This window comes from Rugamonas sp. DEMB1 (assembly GCF_029834475.1).
Classification (GTDB): Bacteria; Pseudomonadota; Gammaproteobacteria; order Burkholderiales; family Burkholderiaceae_D; genus Rugamonas; species Rugamonas rubra.
Map to the genome: position 1 here is coordinate 4,890,264 of NZ_CP122407.1, position 15,301 is coordinate 4,905,564.

The 15,301-nt window shown below is 67.0% G+C and carries 16 protein-coding genes; 8 read left to right on the forward strand and 8 right to left on the reverse strand.

Features of this window, described 5'->3' with window-relative positions; genetic code table 11:
• The first annotated feature begins 27 nt into the window (after nucleotides 1-27).
• Together QC826_RS22570 and QC826_RS22575 are read left to right on the forward strand one after the other, a co-directional pair.
• The gene (locus QC826_RS22570; RefSeq protein ID WP_279762549.1) at nucleotides 28-792 is read left to right on the forward strand and encodes an SDR family NAD(P)-dependent oxidoreductase; all 765 of its coding nucleotides are present in this window, start codon (nucleotides 28-30) and stop codon (nucleotides 790-792) included.
• Nucleotides 793-1,303: 511 nt separating this feature from the next.
• Nucleotides 1,304-1,705, forward strand: a complete 402-nt coding sequence (locus tag QC826_RS22575; RefSeq protein ID WP_279762550.1) for a VanZ family protein — start codon at nucleotides 1,304-1,306, stop codon at nucleotides 1,703-1,705.
• A gap of 16 nt (nucleotides 1,706-1,721) precedes the next feature.
• Here the strand turns inward: QC826_RS22575 and QC826_RS22580 are convergent, their stop codons facing one another.
• Nucleotides 1,722-2,072: a hypothetical protein gene (locus tag QC826_RS22580; protein ID WP_279762551.1), complete on the reverse strand. Its 351-nt coding sequence runs from the start codon at nucleotides 2,070-2,072 to the stop codon at nucleotides 1,722-1,724.
• Between the two features lie 320 nt (nucleotides 2,073-2,392).
• Here QC826_RS22580 and QC826_RS22585 point away from each other — a divergent pair, with 320 nt between their 5' ends.
• Nucleotides 2,393-2,884: a hypothetical protein gene (locus QC826_RS22585; RefSeq protein WP_279762552.1), complete on the forward strand. Its 492-nt coding sequence runs from the start codon at nucleotides 2,393-2,395 to the stop codon at nucleotides 2,882-2,884.
• Between the two features lie 34 nt (nucleotides 2,885-2,918).
• On the opposite strand, the gene QC826_RS22590 is transcribed toward QC826_RS22585, so the two are convergent.
• Nucleotides 2,919-3,815 carry a TraB/GumN family protein gene (locus QC826_RS22590; RefSeq protein WP_279766575.1) on the reverse strand — a complete coding sequence of 299 codons (897 nt, stop codon included), beginning with the start codon at nucleotides 3,813-3,815 and terminating at the stop codon, nucleotides 2,919-2,921.
• 411 nt (nucleotides 3,816-4,226) lie between these two features.
• On the reverse strand, nucleotides 4,227-4,979 hold the full coding sequence (locus QC826_RS22595; RefSeq protein ID WP_279762553.1) for a substrate-binding periplasmic protein: 753 nt from the start codon (nucleotides 4,977-4,979) through the stop codon (nucleotides 4,227-4,229).
• A 168-nt stretch (nucleotides 4,980-5,147) separates the two neighbouring features.
• On the opposite strand from QC826_RS22595, the gene QC826_RS22600 reads away from it, so the two are divergent.
• Together QC826_RS22600 and QC826_RS22605 are read left to right on the forward strand one after the other, a co-directional pair.
• The gene (locus QC826_RS22600) at nucleotides 5,148-6,137 is read left to right on the forward strand and encodes an LLM class flavin-dependent oxidoreductase (protein ID WP_279762554.1); all 990 of its coding nucleotides are present in this window, start codon (nucleotides 5,148-5,150) and stop codon (nucleotides 6,135-6,137) included.
• A gap of 211 nt (nucleotides 6,138-6,348) precedes the next feature.
• Nucleotides 6,349-7,545: an MFS transporter gene (locus QC826_RS22605; RefSeq protein WP_279766576.1), complete on the forward strand. Its 1,197-nt coding sequence runs from the start codon at nucleotides 6,349-6,351 to the stop codon at nucleotides 7,543-7,545.
• Nucleotides 7,546-7,568: 23 nt separating this feature from the next.
• Here the strand turns inward: QC826_RS22605 and QC826_RS22610 are convergent, their stop codons facing one another.
• The 5 genes from QC826_RS22610 to QC826_RS22630 form a co-directional block, all read right to left on the reverse strand.
• Entirely contained in the window at nucleotides 7,569-8,057 is a 489-nt protein-coding gene (locus QC826_RS22610; RefSeq protein ID WP_279762556.1) for a hypothetical protein, read from the reverse strand.
• 1 nt (nucleotide 8,058) lies between these two features.
• On the reverse strand, nucleotides 8,059-8,955 hold the full coding sequence (locus QC826_RS22615) for a hypothetical protein (protein WP_279762557.1): 897 nt from the start codon (nucleotides 8,953-8,955) through the stop codon (nucleotides 8,059-8,061).
• A 2-nt stretch (nucleotides 8,956-8,957) separates the two neighbouring features.
• A complete protein-coding gene (locus tag QC826_RS22620) occupies nucleotides 8,958-9,809 on the reverse strand; it encodes a hypothetical protein (protein WP_279762558.1) in 852 nt (283 codons plus the stop codon).
• Nucleotides 9,810-9,944: 135 nt separating this feature from the next.
• The gene (locus QC826_RS22625; protein WP_279762559.1) at nucleotides 9,945-10,457 is read right to left on the reverse strand and encodes a DUF6160 family protein; all 513 of its coding nucleotides are present in this window, start codon (nucleotides 10,455-10,457) and stop codon (nucleotides 9,945-9,947) included.
• A 151-nt stretch (nucleotides 10,458-10,608) separates the two neighbouring features.
• Entirely contained in the window at nucleotides 10,609-11,121 is a 513-nt protein-coding gene (locus QC826_RS22630; protein WP_279762560.1) for a DUF6160 family protein, read from the reverse strand.
• A 653-nt stretch (nucleotides 11,122-11,774) separates the two neighbouring features.
• On the opposite strand from QC826_RS22630, the gene QC826_RS22635 reads away from it, so the two are divergent.
• The 3 genes from QC826_RS22635 to QC826_RS22645 all read left to right on the forward strand — a co-directional run bounded on the left by QC826_RS22635 (nucleotide 11,775) and on the right by QC826_RS22645 (nucleotide 15,252).
• Nucleotides 11,775-12,488 carry a C39 family peptidase gene (locus QC826_RS22635; protein ID WP_245774193.1) on the forward strand — a complete coding sequence of 238 codons (714 nt, stop codon included), beginning with the start codon at nucleotides 11,775-11,777 and terminating at the stop codon, nucleotides 12,486-12,488.
• Between the two features lie 85 nt (nucleotides 12,489-12,573).
• On the forward strand, nucleotides 12,574-13,572 hold the full coding sequence (locus QC826_RS22640) for a transporter (RefSeq protein WP_279762561.1): 999 nt from the start codon (nucleotides 12,574-12,576) through the stop codon (nucleotides 13,570-13,572).
• On the forward strand, nucleotides 13,573-15,252 hold the full coding sequence (locus QC826_RS22645; protein ID WP_279762562.1) for an OmpP1/FadL family transporter: 1,680 nt from the start codon (nucleotides 13,573-13,575) through the stop codon (nucleotides 15,250-15,252). It begins immediately after the preceding gene.
• Nucleotides 15,253-15,301 lie beyond the last annotated feature (49 nt).

Consider the following 15,301-nt stretch of genomic DNA (forward strand, 5'->3'; position numbering starts at 1 on the left):
CTCAACTCTCGCTAGGAAGACCATCCGATGAAACTATCCCAACAAGTCGCTATCGTGACCGGCGCCACCCAAGGCATCGGCCTGGCCTGCGCCAAACGCCTGCTGGCCGAAGGCGCCAGCGTGATGCTGGTGGACATTAAACCGGAGGGCGCCGCCGTCGCCGCCGAGCTCGGCGCGCAAGCCCGCTTCTTCGCCGCCGACGTCAGCCAGAAGGCCGATGTCGACGCCATGGTGGCCGCCACCCTGGCCGCCTTCGGCCGCATCGACATCCTGGTCAACAACGCCGGCGTCACCCACGCCGCCGACTTCCTCGAGCTGACCGAGGACGACTTCGACCGCGTGCTGCGCATCAACCTGAAATCGATGTTCCTGTGCGGCCAGGCGGCGGCGCGCGAAATGGTCAAGCACGAGCGCGGCTGCATCATCAACATGTCCAGCGTCAACGCCGAGCTGGCCATTCCGAACCAGGTGCCGTACGTGGTGTCCAAGGGCGGCATCAACCAGCTGACCAAGGTGATGGCGCTGAACCTGGCGCCGTTCGGCGTGCGCGTCAACGGCATCGGCCCGGGCACCATTTTGACCGAGCTGGCCAAACAGGCCGTGCTGTCGAGCCCGGAGGCGCGCAACACCATCCTGTCGCGCACCCCGCTGGGCCGCTGCGGCGAACCGGAGGAGGTGGCCGGCATCGCCGCCTTCCTGGCCAGCGCCGACGCCAGCTACATGACCGGCCAGACCCTGTACGTCGACGGCGGCCGCCTGGCGCTGAACTACACGGTGCCGGTCAAGGACTGAGGCGGGATCGGGGCAGGCCAAGATATACGAAAAACATATGTCTGATATCCGAAACGGCAATTAGACATATATGTGGCGGCGCAGCATAATGCACCTGTCTCCACTATTCTCCTCCAAGAAAATAGTTTTAAGCCCGCTTTCACCAGCGGGCTTTTTTTTGTCCATTTTTCGGCGTGGACCATTTCCACGGGCCATGGCGCGACGTCCCGCCGCGTTGCCGGCACGCCCTTGGGCGCTGTCATAACAGCGTCACATAGCCCCCTTATACTGGTTCACATCTGCGGTACATGCAACCGATGTGCATGACCGCAGGCAGGTGCGCCGGACCCGTCCGGCGCACCACTCCCCTTTCCACGGCGCCGCTGCCGCAGCGACGCCAGCTACCGTTCTCCTCATCCCGCTCTCTTGACCCATAACCGGGTTTTTCAGCCCGCTTTCAACAGCGGGCTTTTTTTGGCGGGCGGACATGCGGACATGCTATCGTTCGCCTTTTTCCTTAGCCCGGCTCACCATGCGCACCCTGCTCGCTCAACTACTCCTGACCAACAGCCACGCCAAACTGCGCTACTGGGGTGCGATGGTGTTGTACCTGCTGATCCTGATCCTCGGCTCGATCCCCGGCGCCCGCAGCGACATCGGCAACGTCGCCTCCGGCTTGATCCTGCACTCCTGCGCCTACGCCGGCCTGGCCTTCCTGGTCTTCACCGGCGGCAGCGGCACGCCCGCATGGCGCGCCGGCAAGGCCCTGCTGACCATCATGCTGATGGGCGCGCTGGACGAATACATACAGAGCTTCTTCCCCTACCGCCACGGCGCGGTCTCCGACTGGCTGGTCGACTGCAACGCCGCCCTGCTCACCTCGCTGCTGATGTGGGCGTTGTGGAGCCGCTACAAGGTGTTGCCGGCCGCCTGAGCGCCGAGCGCCGGCGTCAATCGCGCGGCAGGCCGTCGCGCAGGTCGGCGCCGCCCGGCCCGTCGTCGGCCGCGATATCCGTGCTGTCGCCAAACTCCAGCTTGCGTTGCACCTGGTCCAGTTCCAGATCCAAGCCGATCCGCCGCAGGATGGCGCGGGTCTGGCGCCGCGCGCTGGCGTTGCCGGACGGGCCGGCGGCACGTTGCGCGTCGAGCCGGATGTCGAGCAGTTGCTCGGCCTTGGCCAGCCGCACCAGCCCCTGCAAAGCCTGGCCAAACACATGCCGCTTGCGCGCATCGAGTTGCTCGCCATAGGTAGAAGCAATTATTTCCTCAATAATATTTTCCGTTGCATGCATCCGCATCATAGTGCCCCCTTGGATTTCGACCGAACGATTATTGCTTGCTCACAGCCTGATTCTTTTGAGATTTATCAACTGTTTCGCGGCAGGCAAGAAATTGCTTGCCTGTCAAATATTGCAGGATAGTCAAGATAACGAACTCGAGGGTATCTTGGTTTGATTTAGCTCAATGTCCAAATAAGGACGAAAGAACAAAAACCCGGCTTTTTGCTCTTATATCAAGTGCGCGTTTTTTCTATGAAGAAGGGCGGACTACGTGAAAAGACTTTATTCAATTTTTGCTTGAATAAAATGCGTGGGCAAACAATCAACCTCGGGAGATCGGCATGACTATCCAACATCGCAAGGCTTGGCTGGGCGCGGCATTCCTGCTGGCCGTCAGCGCCTGCAGCACCGACAGCACTCGCTCCAACACCAGCGCCACCGACAGCAGCATGGACGGCAGCACACTCAACAGCGCCGCCGGCAGCGGCAGCGGCAGCGGCTACGGCAGCACCGGCACGGGCGACCAGTCGCGCAGCGGCAGCCAGGCGGCGCAGAGCACGACTAGCCCGGCCAGCAGCGCGCAGTCCGGCAGCGTGGCGGCGGCGTACGGCTCGGTGCGGGCGATCGAGCAGATGCAAAGACAGGATATCTCGGCCGGCACGATGGGCGCGGCGGCGGCCGGCGGCAGCATCGGCGCGCCGACCGACAAGGTCTACCGCGTCACCGTGCGCCTGGACGACGGCAGCACCCAGATGGTGGTGCTCGACTCCATGCCGAGCTACAAGATCGGCGACCGCGTGCGCTTCAACAATGGCAATGTGGAGCGCTATTGAACGGCGTATCCGCAGCGCGGTCCGCGCCACAGGCTCAATAGATGCGTTCGACCTCGTAGCCCCGGCGCTTGAGCAATTGCGGCACGCTGTTGTCGCCGAGTAAATGCAGCAGGCCGACGCCGACGAACGGCCGTTGATCGTGCTGCATGATGCGTTCGATGGCGCTGGCCATCTCCGGATTGCGTTTGCCCAGCAGCGTTTCCTGCAGGAAGCTCGCCGAGATGGTGGGGCCGCTGGTCAAATCGCGCCACAGCGCGTTCATGCGCGGCGCGTCGGCCGCGCTCCAGGCATCGACCAGGCTCTGCGAATTGCGCAGCGCCCGGCCGCTGTCCAGGTCGGCGAGGTTTTCGCGCAGATACTGTTCCTGCTGGCGGTCGTCCAGCGAGTCGAACAGCGCCAGTTGGTAGTCGGCGCTCTCCAGCTCGCGCACCGTCTTGTCCTGGCGCTTGGCGGCGGCCAGCAGGAAATATTCGACGCCCTGGCCCCGTTCCAGGCCGTGGCCCTCCAGCTGCATGCCGACCAGGATGTTGGCCACCAGCCAGGGTTTGTACTGCTCCACCGTGCGCAGCGGCAGGCCGGCCTTGGCCAGCGCCTGCACCAACTGGCGCAGCGTGGCCGGCGCCAGATGGTGGACGATGCTGTCGCCGGCCGGATAGCGGCCGTGTTTGTCGAGCGCCTGTTGGAAGGGCAGGTTGTCGCGGATGTCCAATTCGATGACCAGGGCGCCGGAATCGGACAGCGCGCGCGTCACTTCGGGCTCCAGTGGAAAGAACGCCCGCTTGCCGACATGGATGGTGCCGAACAGGTAGGCGCTGCGGCCGTCGTGGCGCACACGGAACAGCGCGCCACGGCGCTGGGCCGGGTCGGCGACATCCGGCCCATCCAGTTGGATCGGCGCCGCCAGAACCGCCGGCCCGCCCGGCACGTTCATCTCCACCGCGCGCGCCGGAAGGGCTAGCAGGAGGAGACAGAATGCGTAGCAAGAACGGCGCAACGGCAAGATCGACCACATACAGTTTCCCCTGCCGGCGGCGGGCGCGCGCTGGCATCGAACAGCTTGGATGAACGAGAATAATTTGGAATAAAAGAAGGCCGCAGAATGCGTTACCGTTTCCAATGGTAAAGCATGATGCGGCCTCGGGAAATGCTTTTATCGATTACTTGCGTTTTTTAAAAACCGAATACAACATGAAATAATTACATCAATTTGCAATAATATATCGATACTAATTGCGATATTCAAAACCATTCTTATGGATTGAATCAGATTTTCTCGACGCCCCCCCACCGCCGGCGCCGCGCGGATTGGCGGATTCAACAGTCCGCGCGCGTTTATCCGTGCTCAGCGGTAATCGTCCATGATGTGCTGCACCGTGCCGTCCTTGACCAGCTGGGCGATCGCGGCGTTGACCTCGGCCAGGCCGGCATGGCCGCGCGGCGATACCGCGCACTGTCCCAGATAGTGCTTGACCAGCAGCGGCGGATGCACCCGCAGCTTGGCGCCGACTTTTTGGTGGTAGTCCAGCGAGCTTTGCTGGGTGATCACGTGGTGCATGCGCCCCACCGCCATCTTGCGGAAGTTGCTTTCGTTCGAGGGGCCGTCGTCGCGCACGAAGGCGCCGCCCAGCGCCTGCTCCAGCGTCGGATAGGTGTAGCCGAGCACGGTGGCGATGGGCTGGCCGGCCAGCTCGGCCAAGCCGTGCGGGCGCGCCGCGCCGGCGTCGGTGACCAGCACCTCGCGCAGCGGAAAGAAGGGCTCGCTCCAATGGAAGCTGCCCGGCAGCCAGGCCGGCACGTACATGCACAACAGGTCGGCCCGGCCGGCCTCCAGCGCCAGCGCGATGCGCTTGCGCGGCAAGGCGAGGAAGCGCGGCGTGCGGCCCATTTTCTGCGCCAGGGCCCGGCCCAGGTCCAGATGCATGCCGCCCGCCAATTGCCCATCGCGGAACCCGGCCATCGGCATCTCGGTGCCGGTGTCGACCAGCACCACCAACTCGGCCGCCGGCGCGGGATGCGCGGCGGCGCAGGCCAGCATCAGCGCCAAAGCAAGGCGGCGGCGGCGGGGCGGCGCGCGGCGGTGTTGATCGGTGTGCATATGCGTCCTGGCCCGGCTTCCATCCGTTTCAAGCGGTGCCACCTCGGCGCCGTATGCAACGATTATAAGCGCAGCGCCCGCGTCCACGCCAAGTCGCTGGCAAGGCGATACCCACATCCAAGTCAGGGCCTTCATTGAAAGCGGCCGCAACGGCCCGATATGCGGACGATGATCCCATTCTCCATCCTCGACCTCTCGCCGATCGCCGAAGGCAGCAACGCTTCCGCATCGCTCCGCAATACGCTGGACCTGGCGCAACACGCCGAACGCTGGGGCTACCGGCGCTACTGGCTGGCCGAACACCACGGCATGCCCGGCATCGCCAGCGCCGCCACCGCCGTGGTCATCGCCCACGTCGCCGGCGGCACCTCGACCATTCGCGTCGGCGCCGGCGGCATCATGCTGCCCAACCACTCGCCGCTGGTGGTGGCCGAGCAGTTCGGCACGCTCGAGGCGCTGTTCCCGGGCCGCATCGACCTGGGCCTCGGGCGCGCCCCCGGCTCCGACCAGCTGACCGCGCGCGCCCTGCGCCGCAACCTCGACAGCGAGGCCGACGCCTTCCCGCAGGACGTGCAGGAGCTGCAGGACTATCTGTCCGACAACCCGCGCCAGCGCGTGCTGGCGGTGCCCGGCCGGGGCGCCAAGGTGCCGCTGTGGATCTTGGGATCGAGCACCTTCGGCGCCCAGCTGGCGGCCCACCTCGGCCTGCCGTTCGCCTTCGCCTCGCACTTCGCGCCGCAGATGATGATGCAGGCGCTGGAGCTGTACCGCAACAACTTCCAGCCCTCGGCCCAGCTCGCCAAGCCGTATGTGATGCTCGGCTTCAACGTGTTCGCCGCCGACAGCGACGCCGACGCCCATTTCCGCGCCAGCTCGATGCAACAGGCCTTCGTCAACCTGCGCAGCGGCCGGCCCGGCCAGCTGCCGCCGCCGCGCGCCGGCTACCTCGAGCAACTGCCGCCGCCGGAACGCGCCATGCTCGACGCCGTGCTGTCCTGCTCGGCCATCGGCGCGCCGGCCACGGTGGCCGCACAGCTGCAGGCCTTCGTCGCCCGCACCGGCGCCGACGAGCTGATGATCACCTCGCAGATCTTCGACCACGCGCAGCGCCTGCGCTCCTACGGGATCACCGCCGACGTGCACAAGCAGTTGGCGTAAAGTCGGCATAAAATCGGCGCAAGCGCGCCGGCGGCGCAGCAACGACGGCAAGACGGGGCCGGCCCGGCAGCAAATTGCCGGGCCGGTTAGAATAGCCTGCTAGCTAACTCAGGAGCACGCCTTGCCCCAGCCACACAGCCAACGCGCCGCGCATCCGACCGGGCAACACGCGCCCGACACGCCGGCGGCGCCGGCCGACATCGCCCCCGGCATGGTCTGGTTGCTGGCCATCGCCAGCGGCCTGATCGTCGCCAACCTCTACTACGCGCAAACCCTGGTCGGCCCGATCAGCCGCGCCACCGGCCTGACGCCGGGCGCCGCCGGCCTGATCGTCACGCTGACGCAGATCGGCTACTGCCTCGGCCTGCTGTTCATCGTGCCGCTCGGCGACCTGCTGGAAAACCGCCGGCTGATCTTCACCGCCCTGCTCACCAGCGCCGCGGCCCTGCTGGCCGCCGCCTGCACCAGCAGCGCGCCGCTGTTCCTCGCCGCCGCCCTGTGTATCGGCCTCGGCTCGGTGGCCGCCCAGGTGCTGGTGCCCTTCGCCGCCCACCTGTCGCTGCCGCACACGCGCGGCCAAACGGTCGGCAAGGTGATGAGCGGCCTGCTGCTCGGCATCATGCTGGCCCGCCCGGTCGCCAGCCTGGTGGCCGACGCCTTCGGCTGGCACAGCATCTTCGTGCTGTCGGCGCTGGGCACGGCGGCGCTGGCCTTCGTGCTGCGCCGCAAGCTGCCGCCGCGCCAGCCGGACTCGACGCTGCGCTACCCCGCCCTGCTCGCCTCGATGTGGCAGCTGCTGCGCGACACCCCGGTGCTGCGCCGCCGCGCCCTCTACCAGGCCTGCATGTTCGGCGCCTTCAGCCTGTTCTGGACCACCGTGCCGCTGGTGCTGGCCGGCCCCCACTTCCAGCAAAGCCAGACCGGCATCGCCATCTTCGCCCTGGTCGGCGTGGCCGGCGCGATCGCCTCGCCGATCGCCGGCCGCCTGGCCGACGGCGGCCACACGCGCGCCACCACCGCCACCGCGCTGGCCGTCGGCGCGCTGGCCTTCGTGCTGCCGCTCTCGCTGCAATGGGGGCGTGTGGCCGACCTCGGCCTGCTGGTGTTGAGCTCGATCCTGCTGGACATGGGCGTGTCGGCCAACCTGGTGTTGGGCCAGCGCGCCATCTTCTCGCTCGGCGCCGAGGTGCGCAGCCGCTTGAACGGGCTGTACATCGCCATCTTCTTCGCCGGCGGCGCGCTCGGCTCCTCGCTGGGCGGCTGGATGTTCGCCCAGCACGGCTGGCGCGGCGTGTTGTGGGCCGGGCTGGCCTTCCCCACGGCGGCGCTGCTGGGCTACGCCAGCGAGTTCATCGGCAACCGGCGACCAGCAGCGGGCGCCACCCCAGGGTCAGACCCTAGGGTCTGACCCTCGCGGCGGGCGGCGCTAGTTCAATGCGACCACAGCCGCACCTGGCCCTGCAGCGACACGGTGCCGTTGATGTTCAGGCTGCCCAGGTTGCCCGTCACGGCGGCGTTCGGATCGCTCTGCACGCTGAGCGACTCGAAGCCGAAATTGGTGTAGCGCACATAGCCGGGCAGGCCGATCTGGATGTAGTCGCCGCCGCCGTCGCTGCGCTGCTTGACGCCCAGGCTGACGGCGAACATGTCGACCACGCCGCGCAGGTTCTTGATGACCACATAGCGCGTCTGGCCGTCGCCGTTGAAGCCGAGCGAAAGCCGGCTGTCGCTGACGGCGCCGACCAGGGTCGGATCGTTCAGCACGACGTGGGCGGCGAAGCTGATGCCGTCGCCGCCGCTGACCTGCGACAACTCGGCGTCGTCGAGCGCACGCAGCGGCGCGGCCGCGCGCGCGCCCGGGCCGGCCGGCAGCAACAGCAAGGCGGCCAGCGCCATGGCAAGGAAATGTGCGGACCGCATCTCAGCGCCTGAACTTGATGTCGAGATACTGGATCTGCATCGAGCCGATGCGCGAGGAACCCAGGTCCACCGTCGGCTGGCCCGGGCTGCTGAAGGAGATGTTGTCGATCAGCAGGCCGCCGGCCGGCGCCGCGCCGCTGCCGTGGCGGCCGTCCGGCCAGTCGATGCCGATGTGCAGGCGCGGGCCGGTCTCGTCGGTCAGGGCGTTGATCACCGCCGGCTGCGCCGCCACGTCGGCGATGGCCCACGGCGTCTGGTTGAAATTGCCGTTGGCGTCGACGCCGCCCAGGTGGATGCCGCTGAAGGCCATCTGCTCGCCGCTGTTGTCGCGGCCGCGCGGACGCAGGGCCAGCTGGCCGACGTCGAGCCGCAGCGCGGCGCCGAAGGCGACGCCGTCGTTGACCTGCGGCGTGGAGAACTGCAAGCCGCCGCCGGACATCACCACATCGCTCATCACCACGCTGCCGTTGCCGCGCGCCACGCCGTCGGCGTTGACGCCCCAGTCGTAGGCGAACTGCCAGCGCTGCTCGCCGTTGGCGTTGAGCGGGAAGGCCAGCTTGATGACGTCGGCCAGGCCGGGCGCGCCGGGCACGATGTCGAGCCGGTAGGGGTCCGAGAACGGCAGCGGGTTGTCGCTGCGCGCGGCGGCGAAATGGTCGACGTAGACGCTGGCGCCGAGCGCCGTGGTGTAGGTGACGCGGGCGTCGCCGCTCATGGCGAAGCCGTTCAAATCGAAGCTGACGCCGTCGCGCCCGCGCACGTTCGACAGGGCGCCGTCGCTGAGCGGCTCCAGCGCCAGCGCCGGCGCCGCCGGCACGGCGGCGCCGATGGCCGCAGCGACGGCGGCGGCGGCCAGCGCGGCGCGGCGCGGCGCCGGCGAAGTTGGTGGCGCGCGCATGCTCAGCGCACCTTCGGCAGGTTGGGCGGCACCAGACTGTTGGTGCTGATGGCCTGCAACTTGTCGCGCCAGTTCAGCCAGATGCCGGCCTGCGCCATGTCGGGCAGGTTGCTGGTGCCGGACGGCGCCTGGAACTGCACGCCGGTCTTCAGCGCGGAGATCCAGAAGTCGCGGCTCGGCCCGCTGGCGTCGCCCGCCCGCACGCCGCCCAGCTGGGCCATCGGCAGGCAGGGCGCGCTGCAGGCGCCGTCCCAGCGCTTGCCGCCGCCCAGCGTGTCGCCGCGCGAGTCGAGCAGCAGCGCGCTGCCGTCGGCCGCCGTGGCGCCGACCCGCAGCGAGCCCGACAGGGTGTTCAGTTTGAGGCCGACGTCGCCGCTGACGGCGTCGAAGCCGAAGCGCATGCCGACCACCTCGCGCGTGGCGTTGTCGGCCGCGCTGCGGTAGACGAATTCGAAGTACGGGTTGCTGATGTGGACCAGGCGCTGCGCCTCGCCGGCGTCGCTGCGGCCGAACTGCAGATAGGGCATGTCGATGTCGGCGCCGCCGCCGTTGCGCGCGGCGTAGTTGTACTCGCCCAGGCGCATGTTGCGGAAGTTGGCGCTCAGCGTGATGTCGGCGTCGAGCGCGACGCGGGTGAAGTCGTAGCCGCCCAGGCTGCTGTTGTTCATCGCCAGCAGGCCCTGGCCGCGCGAGTTGGACATCTCCTCGTCGCTCAGCGGTTTCAATTGCGCCCAGCTCGACGGCATCGCCAGCGCCGCCGCCAGCAGGGGCAGCGCGCGCAGCAGACGCGGCGGCGACCGGCGCGGGATGGACGGGACGGCAAGCCGGCCCGGCGGGAAGTTGGTGGTTGTCATGGTCGGTTCGATCGCGCAGTGGGCGAGCGTTCGGCGCCCGCACGGAGGGGGGACAGGCCGCCGGCGGCGCCGGCGGCTTGTCGGTCCAGTCGGGAACGGCCGCGGCGCGGCCGTCCCGCTCGGACCGTCGGACGATTAGTGCGCCCAGATCCAGACTTGGGTGCCGCGCAGGTCGATCTGGTTCATCGCCATCGAACCATACGAGGCGGTGCTGTTGCCCATCTTGATCGAATCGACCGAGACGTTCAGCAGCTTTCCGGCGGCCACTTGCACGTCGGCCGGAATGGCGATCTGCACCACGTCGCCACCCGATGCGGCGTTGTAGAAGGTGCCCGGATTGGTCACACCGGCGGCGCCGGCGGCCTGCAGGAAGGAGTTGCGCGACAGGATGTCGATGCTGGCGGCGATCAGGCCGTTGATCTTGATGCCGTTGAAGCTGACCGAACCACCACCGAGGCCGTTGGCGTCGACCGCGTCGGTATCGGTGTAGACGAAGGAGTCGATCTTGATGTTCAGGTTCGCCGCGATCGACACGCCGTCCTGGCCGCTGACGGTGCTCAGTTCGGCGTCCTGGATCGGGGTCATGGCCGAGGCGGACAGGGCCAGGGTTGCCAGGGCTGCTGCGACGGCGGATTTGATGATTTGCATGGTGTCTCCAGAATTTGGTTTTAGTTAATTGTTATGGTGTTTTTTCAAGACTGCGTAACCAGTGTAGGGTCCGCTTTGCTGCCGGTCCAGCGCGCCGCGCTGACTTTCGCGGCCAAACTTCGGCCCCGGAAGCCAGCGCATTGCTAGCCGATTAGTGCGCCCAGATCCAGACTTGGGTGCCGCGCAGGTCGATCTGGTTCATGGCCATCGAACCGTACGATGCGGTGCTGTTGCCCATCTTGATCGCGTCGACGGACATGTTCAGCAGCTTGCCGGCGGCCACTTGCACGTCGGCCGGGATGGCGATCTGCACCACGTCGCCACCGCTTGCGGCGTTGTAGAAGGTGCCCGGATTGGTCACACCGGCGGCGCCGGCGGCCTGCAGGAAGGAGTTGCGCGACAGGATGTCGATGCTGGCGGCGATCAGGCCGTTGATTTTGATGCCGTTGAAGCTGACCGAACCACCACCGAGGCCGTTGGCGTCGACCACGTCGGTATCGGTGTAGACGAAGGAGTCGATCTTGATGTTCAGGTTCGCCGCGATCGACACGCCGTCCTGGCCGCTGACGGTGCTCAGTTCGGCGTCCTGGATCGGGGTCATGGCCGATGCGGACAGGGCCAGGGTTGCCAGGGCTGCGGCGACTGCGGATTTGATGATTTGCATGTTTATCTCCAAGAATAGTTGTATGAGTGCGAAGGTTGATTACCGAACTACCGTCTTGCTCTTATGTCACGACCGCCCCGCCCTGGCCCCTGGTCGGGTGCCGCCAGGGATTGCCCCCCGGAGTTGCCGCCGGTATCGACAATCCTGGGATGGCGTCGCGCCGGGCCGGCTTGCCGTGAAAATCTTAATATTTGAATATTAATTAAATTAATGATAGGGGCCGCCCTCCGCCCCGGTCTAGCCTTTCGCGCTGACTTGCAAAGCCAAGCACTTGGCCCCGGGAGCCACACAGAGTGGGCGCGCTGTTGTGCGGCTGTTGCTTGCGTTAGCATAGGTTTTGCAACATTTCCTAGAGCTTCCTTTCTAAAAAAACAGATGCCGGACCGGCGCAAAGCATGCGTTAATAAATAACAAAAAAATAAGAAGTGTTGTCGGCTTAATAAAGCACGACCGTTCTATTCATATAAAAGATGGAGACAAAATGATCACACTGTTCGGCCGCCCCGCGTCCGGGGCAGGCGCGCGCCGCGCCCCCTTCCACCGCCCCCGGGCCATGTTGCACACGCCTCGCGGCGGCACCGGCCGCGCCGCCTGATCCCATGCTGATGCTCCTGCTGGGCGTAGTCGCCGCCATCATTGGCGGCGCCGGTGTCATGTCCCGACACGAACCACAGGACCGCCCGCAAGGGCAGTTCGAGATGCCGCAAACCATGCTGGGCGGCGGCCAGTACAGCCAGAGCGTGACGCTCGAGCCGTTCTCCGAGTTGAAGTACCGCCACATCGTGCGCCAGGCCTTCGACTACAGCTGCGGCTCGGCCGCGCTGGTGACCATCCTGACCTACCACCTGGGCCTGAAGGTCAACGAGCAGCAGGCCATGGAGGGCATGCTGGAAAAGGGCGAGAAGGAAAAGATCATCGAGCGGCGCGGCTTCTCGCTGCTCGACATGAAGCGCTACGTCGCCTCGCTGGGCGTGTCCGGCGCCGGCTTCAAGGCCGACATCAAGGACCTGCTGACCCTGGACCAGCCGGCCATCGTGCCGATCGACTACGCCGGCGCCAAGCACTTCGTGGTGCTGCGCGGCATCCGCGACGGCGTCGTCTACATCGCCGACCCGTCGGCCGGCAACATCGTCTTCTCGCTGTCCGAGTTCGCCGGCCTGTGGGACAAGAACACCCTGTTCATCCTCTCGCCGGCCAAGGGGCAGAGCGCGCCGGCCCGGCTGGCCCTGTCGGACCGCGAGCTGGGCGTGGTCGACATGGACCGCGTCACCCACCAGGGCCGGCTCGACGCCATGAACCACGCCAGCCACCTGCTGGAGCGGGCCGTCAACTCCGGCGCCACCGGCACCTGGATGCACCGTCAATGAATTTTTTTGCAGCGTTCACTTTTTTCCACAAGGATCCCGCATGACTCTTCGCACTCTGCCCGCCGCTGTGAAAGCTGCATTCGCATTGACGGCCACCGTCGCCACCACCCTGCTGGCCATGTCGGCGCCGGCGCTGGCGCAGGACGCCGGCGCCAAGCCGGCCGACGCCGCCGCCGCCCGCGACGCCCTGGCCAAGAAGGAGGGCGAGGGCGACCAGAGCGCCCTGCTCAAGCAAACCCTGACCGCCGTCGACAAGCAATACTCGCTGATCCGCCGCCGCCAGTTGCAGGTCAGCTACGACCTGAGCTACAGCTACATCGGCCAGGAGAAGATCGTCACCGACCTGGCCGGCGGCGGCATCACCCTGTTCGACATCGAGAACACCAGCGCCCACACCATCACCAACACCCTGTCGGCCGACTACGGCCTGCTCGACAACCTGACCGGCAACGTCACCCTGCCCCTGATCTCGAAATACTCCGAGTCGCGCGGCAACAGCGGCCTGTCCAACTCGCTCGGCGACATCGGCCTGGGCGCGCGCTGGCAGCCGCTCGAGGCGCGCCGCGACAGGCCCAACATGACCGTCACCGGCAGCATGCGCCTGCCCAGCGGGCGCAGCCCGTTCAAGATCGTCGCCGGCAGCGGCCAGGCCACCGGCGCAGGCGTGACCTCCTTCACCGGCGGGCTCAACGTCAACCGCATCGTCGATCCGGTCGCCCTGTTCGGCTCGATCAACCTGACCGCCAGCCTGCCGGCCAAGAACCTGTGGCAGGTCAACGGCACGCGCGTGCTGACCCGCGTCCAGCCCGGCGCCTCGGTCGGCTTCGGCCTGGGCTTCGCCTACGCCCTGTCGTACGGCATCTCGACGACGATCTCCTTCCAGCAGGCGATCGCGGCCGGCTCCAAGCTGACCTTCGCCGACGGCCTGAAGGTCAAGACGGCGATGCAGACCTCGGGCATCCTCAACCTGGGCCTGGGCTACCGCGTCTCGCCCAAGACCACCGTCAACCTGTCGGTCGGCATCGGCCTGACCGCCGATTCGCCCAATCTGACGGTGGGCTTGAATCTGCCGCTGGCCTTCTAAATGCGCGCCACCGCCACCGCCGCCGGCCGCGCCGGCGCCCGCGCCGGCCTCGGCGCCCGCCTCGGCGCGGCCGCCGGCGCGGCGCCGCTGCGCCTGCTCGCCGTGGCGGCCGCCGCCGCCGTGTGCGCGGCGCCGGCCCGCGCCGCGCTGACCGAGAACCTGACCACCAGCGTCGCCGCCATGGCGCTGGGCAACGCCGTCACCGCCGACCCGCCCGGCATCGACTCGATCCACTTCAACCCGGCCGGCCTGGCCCGCCTGAGCGGCGACAGCGAGAGCTTCCACGCCTTCGGCGCCTCGATCCGCTCGGCCTCGGGCTTCCAGGCGCCGCCCGGCTTCGAGGTCGGCGGCTGGACCAACGACCCGGTCAGCGGCAGGAGCGGCGGCCCGGTGCGCCAGGGCATGTACGTGCCGGCCTACGGCAAGCCCGGCTGGCGCCTGCCCGGCGTCATCATCCCCGGCGTCGGCATGGCCTGGAACAAGGCCGGCTCGCCGTTCACCTTCGCCACGCAGAGCTATATGTCGCAGGCGATGAGCCTGGACCGCACCAAGGACGTCGACGATCCGGCCCAGTTCGGCGGCCGCCAGGTGCAGCTGCAGCGCCTGGTCTACCTGGCGCCCTCGCTCGGCTACAAGTTCTCCGACACGCTGCGCTTCGGCGTCTCGGTGCCGATCGCCCACTCGGCCTTCGTGGTCGACACCAACATGCGCTTCCCCAACGAGCTGCTGGGCGTGTTCGGCAAGCTGCAGCAGGGCTGGTGCCCCGAGGACGGCGGCAACATCATCGACACCTTCGGCTTCGGCGTCTGCGGCGGCGGCAAGGAGGGCATGGTCAACCCGTTCAAGAAGGCCGCCCACATGCGCCTGGAGATGACGGCGCCGTTCGACCCGACCATCAACCTGGGCGTGCTGTGGGAACCCAGGCCCTGGTTCGCGCTGGGCGCGGTCTACCAGGGCGGCTCGAAGACCAGCTACAGCGGCACCTACGTGTTCAACACCGAGCCGATGCTGCGCAACTTCGTCCACGGCCTGAACGCCAGCCTGCTCGGCCCGATCGCCGGCGCCGTGCTCGGCTTCCCCTCGTCGATCCCGGCGCAGCAGAAGGGCAACCTGAGCGCCACCATCCCCTTCCCCATGCACCTGCAGGTGGGCGTCAAGCTGAAGCCGGTCAAGTACGTCCAGCTCAACGTCGACGCCAGCTACGCCAAATGGGGCGAGTGGAAGGAGCTGACCTTCCAGTTCGACCAGAGCATCAAGCTGCTCGAGGTGGCGCGGCTGTACGGCATCCCCAACTCGAGCAAGCTGACCATTCCGCGCGGCTACAAGAGCGTGGTCAACTTCGGCTTCGGCCTGCAGCTGTTCCCGACCGAGAAGCTGACCCTGCGCATGGGCTACGAGCCGCGCAAGAGCTCGATTCCGTCGGACAAGATCGACCTGATCGCGCCGCTGCCCGACACCAAGCTCTACGGCCTGGGCCTGAACTACAAGCTGGGCAAGAACAGCGACATCAGCGTCAGCGGCGCCTACATGGTCGGCAAGTTCAAGGTGCCGGCCAACAGCGACTGCAACCTCAACTGCAACACCTTTTTGAACGTGATCTACAACCCGTACGCCGGACTGGATGTCTCCGGCGACATCCGCGTGCGCTATATGGGCGTCAACTTCAGCCACCGTTTTTGATCCCGGCCGCACGGCCGGGCACGCCGCCCGGCCGGATTTTTATAGGAGT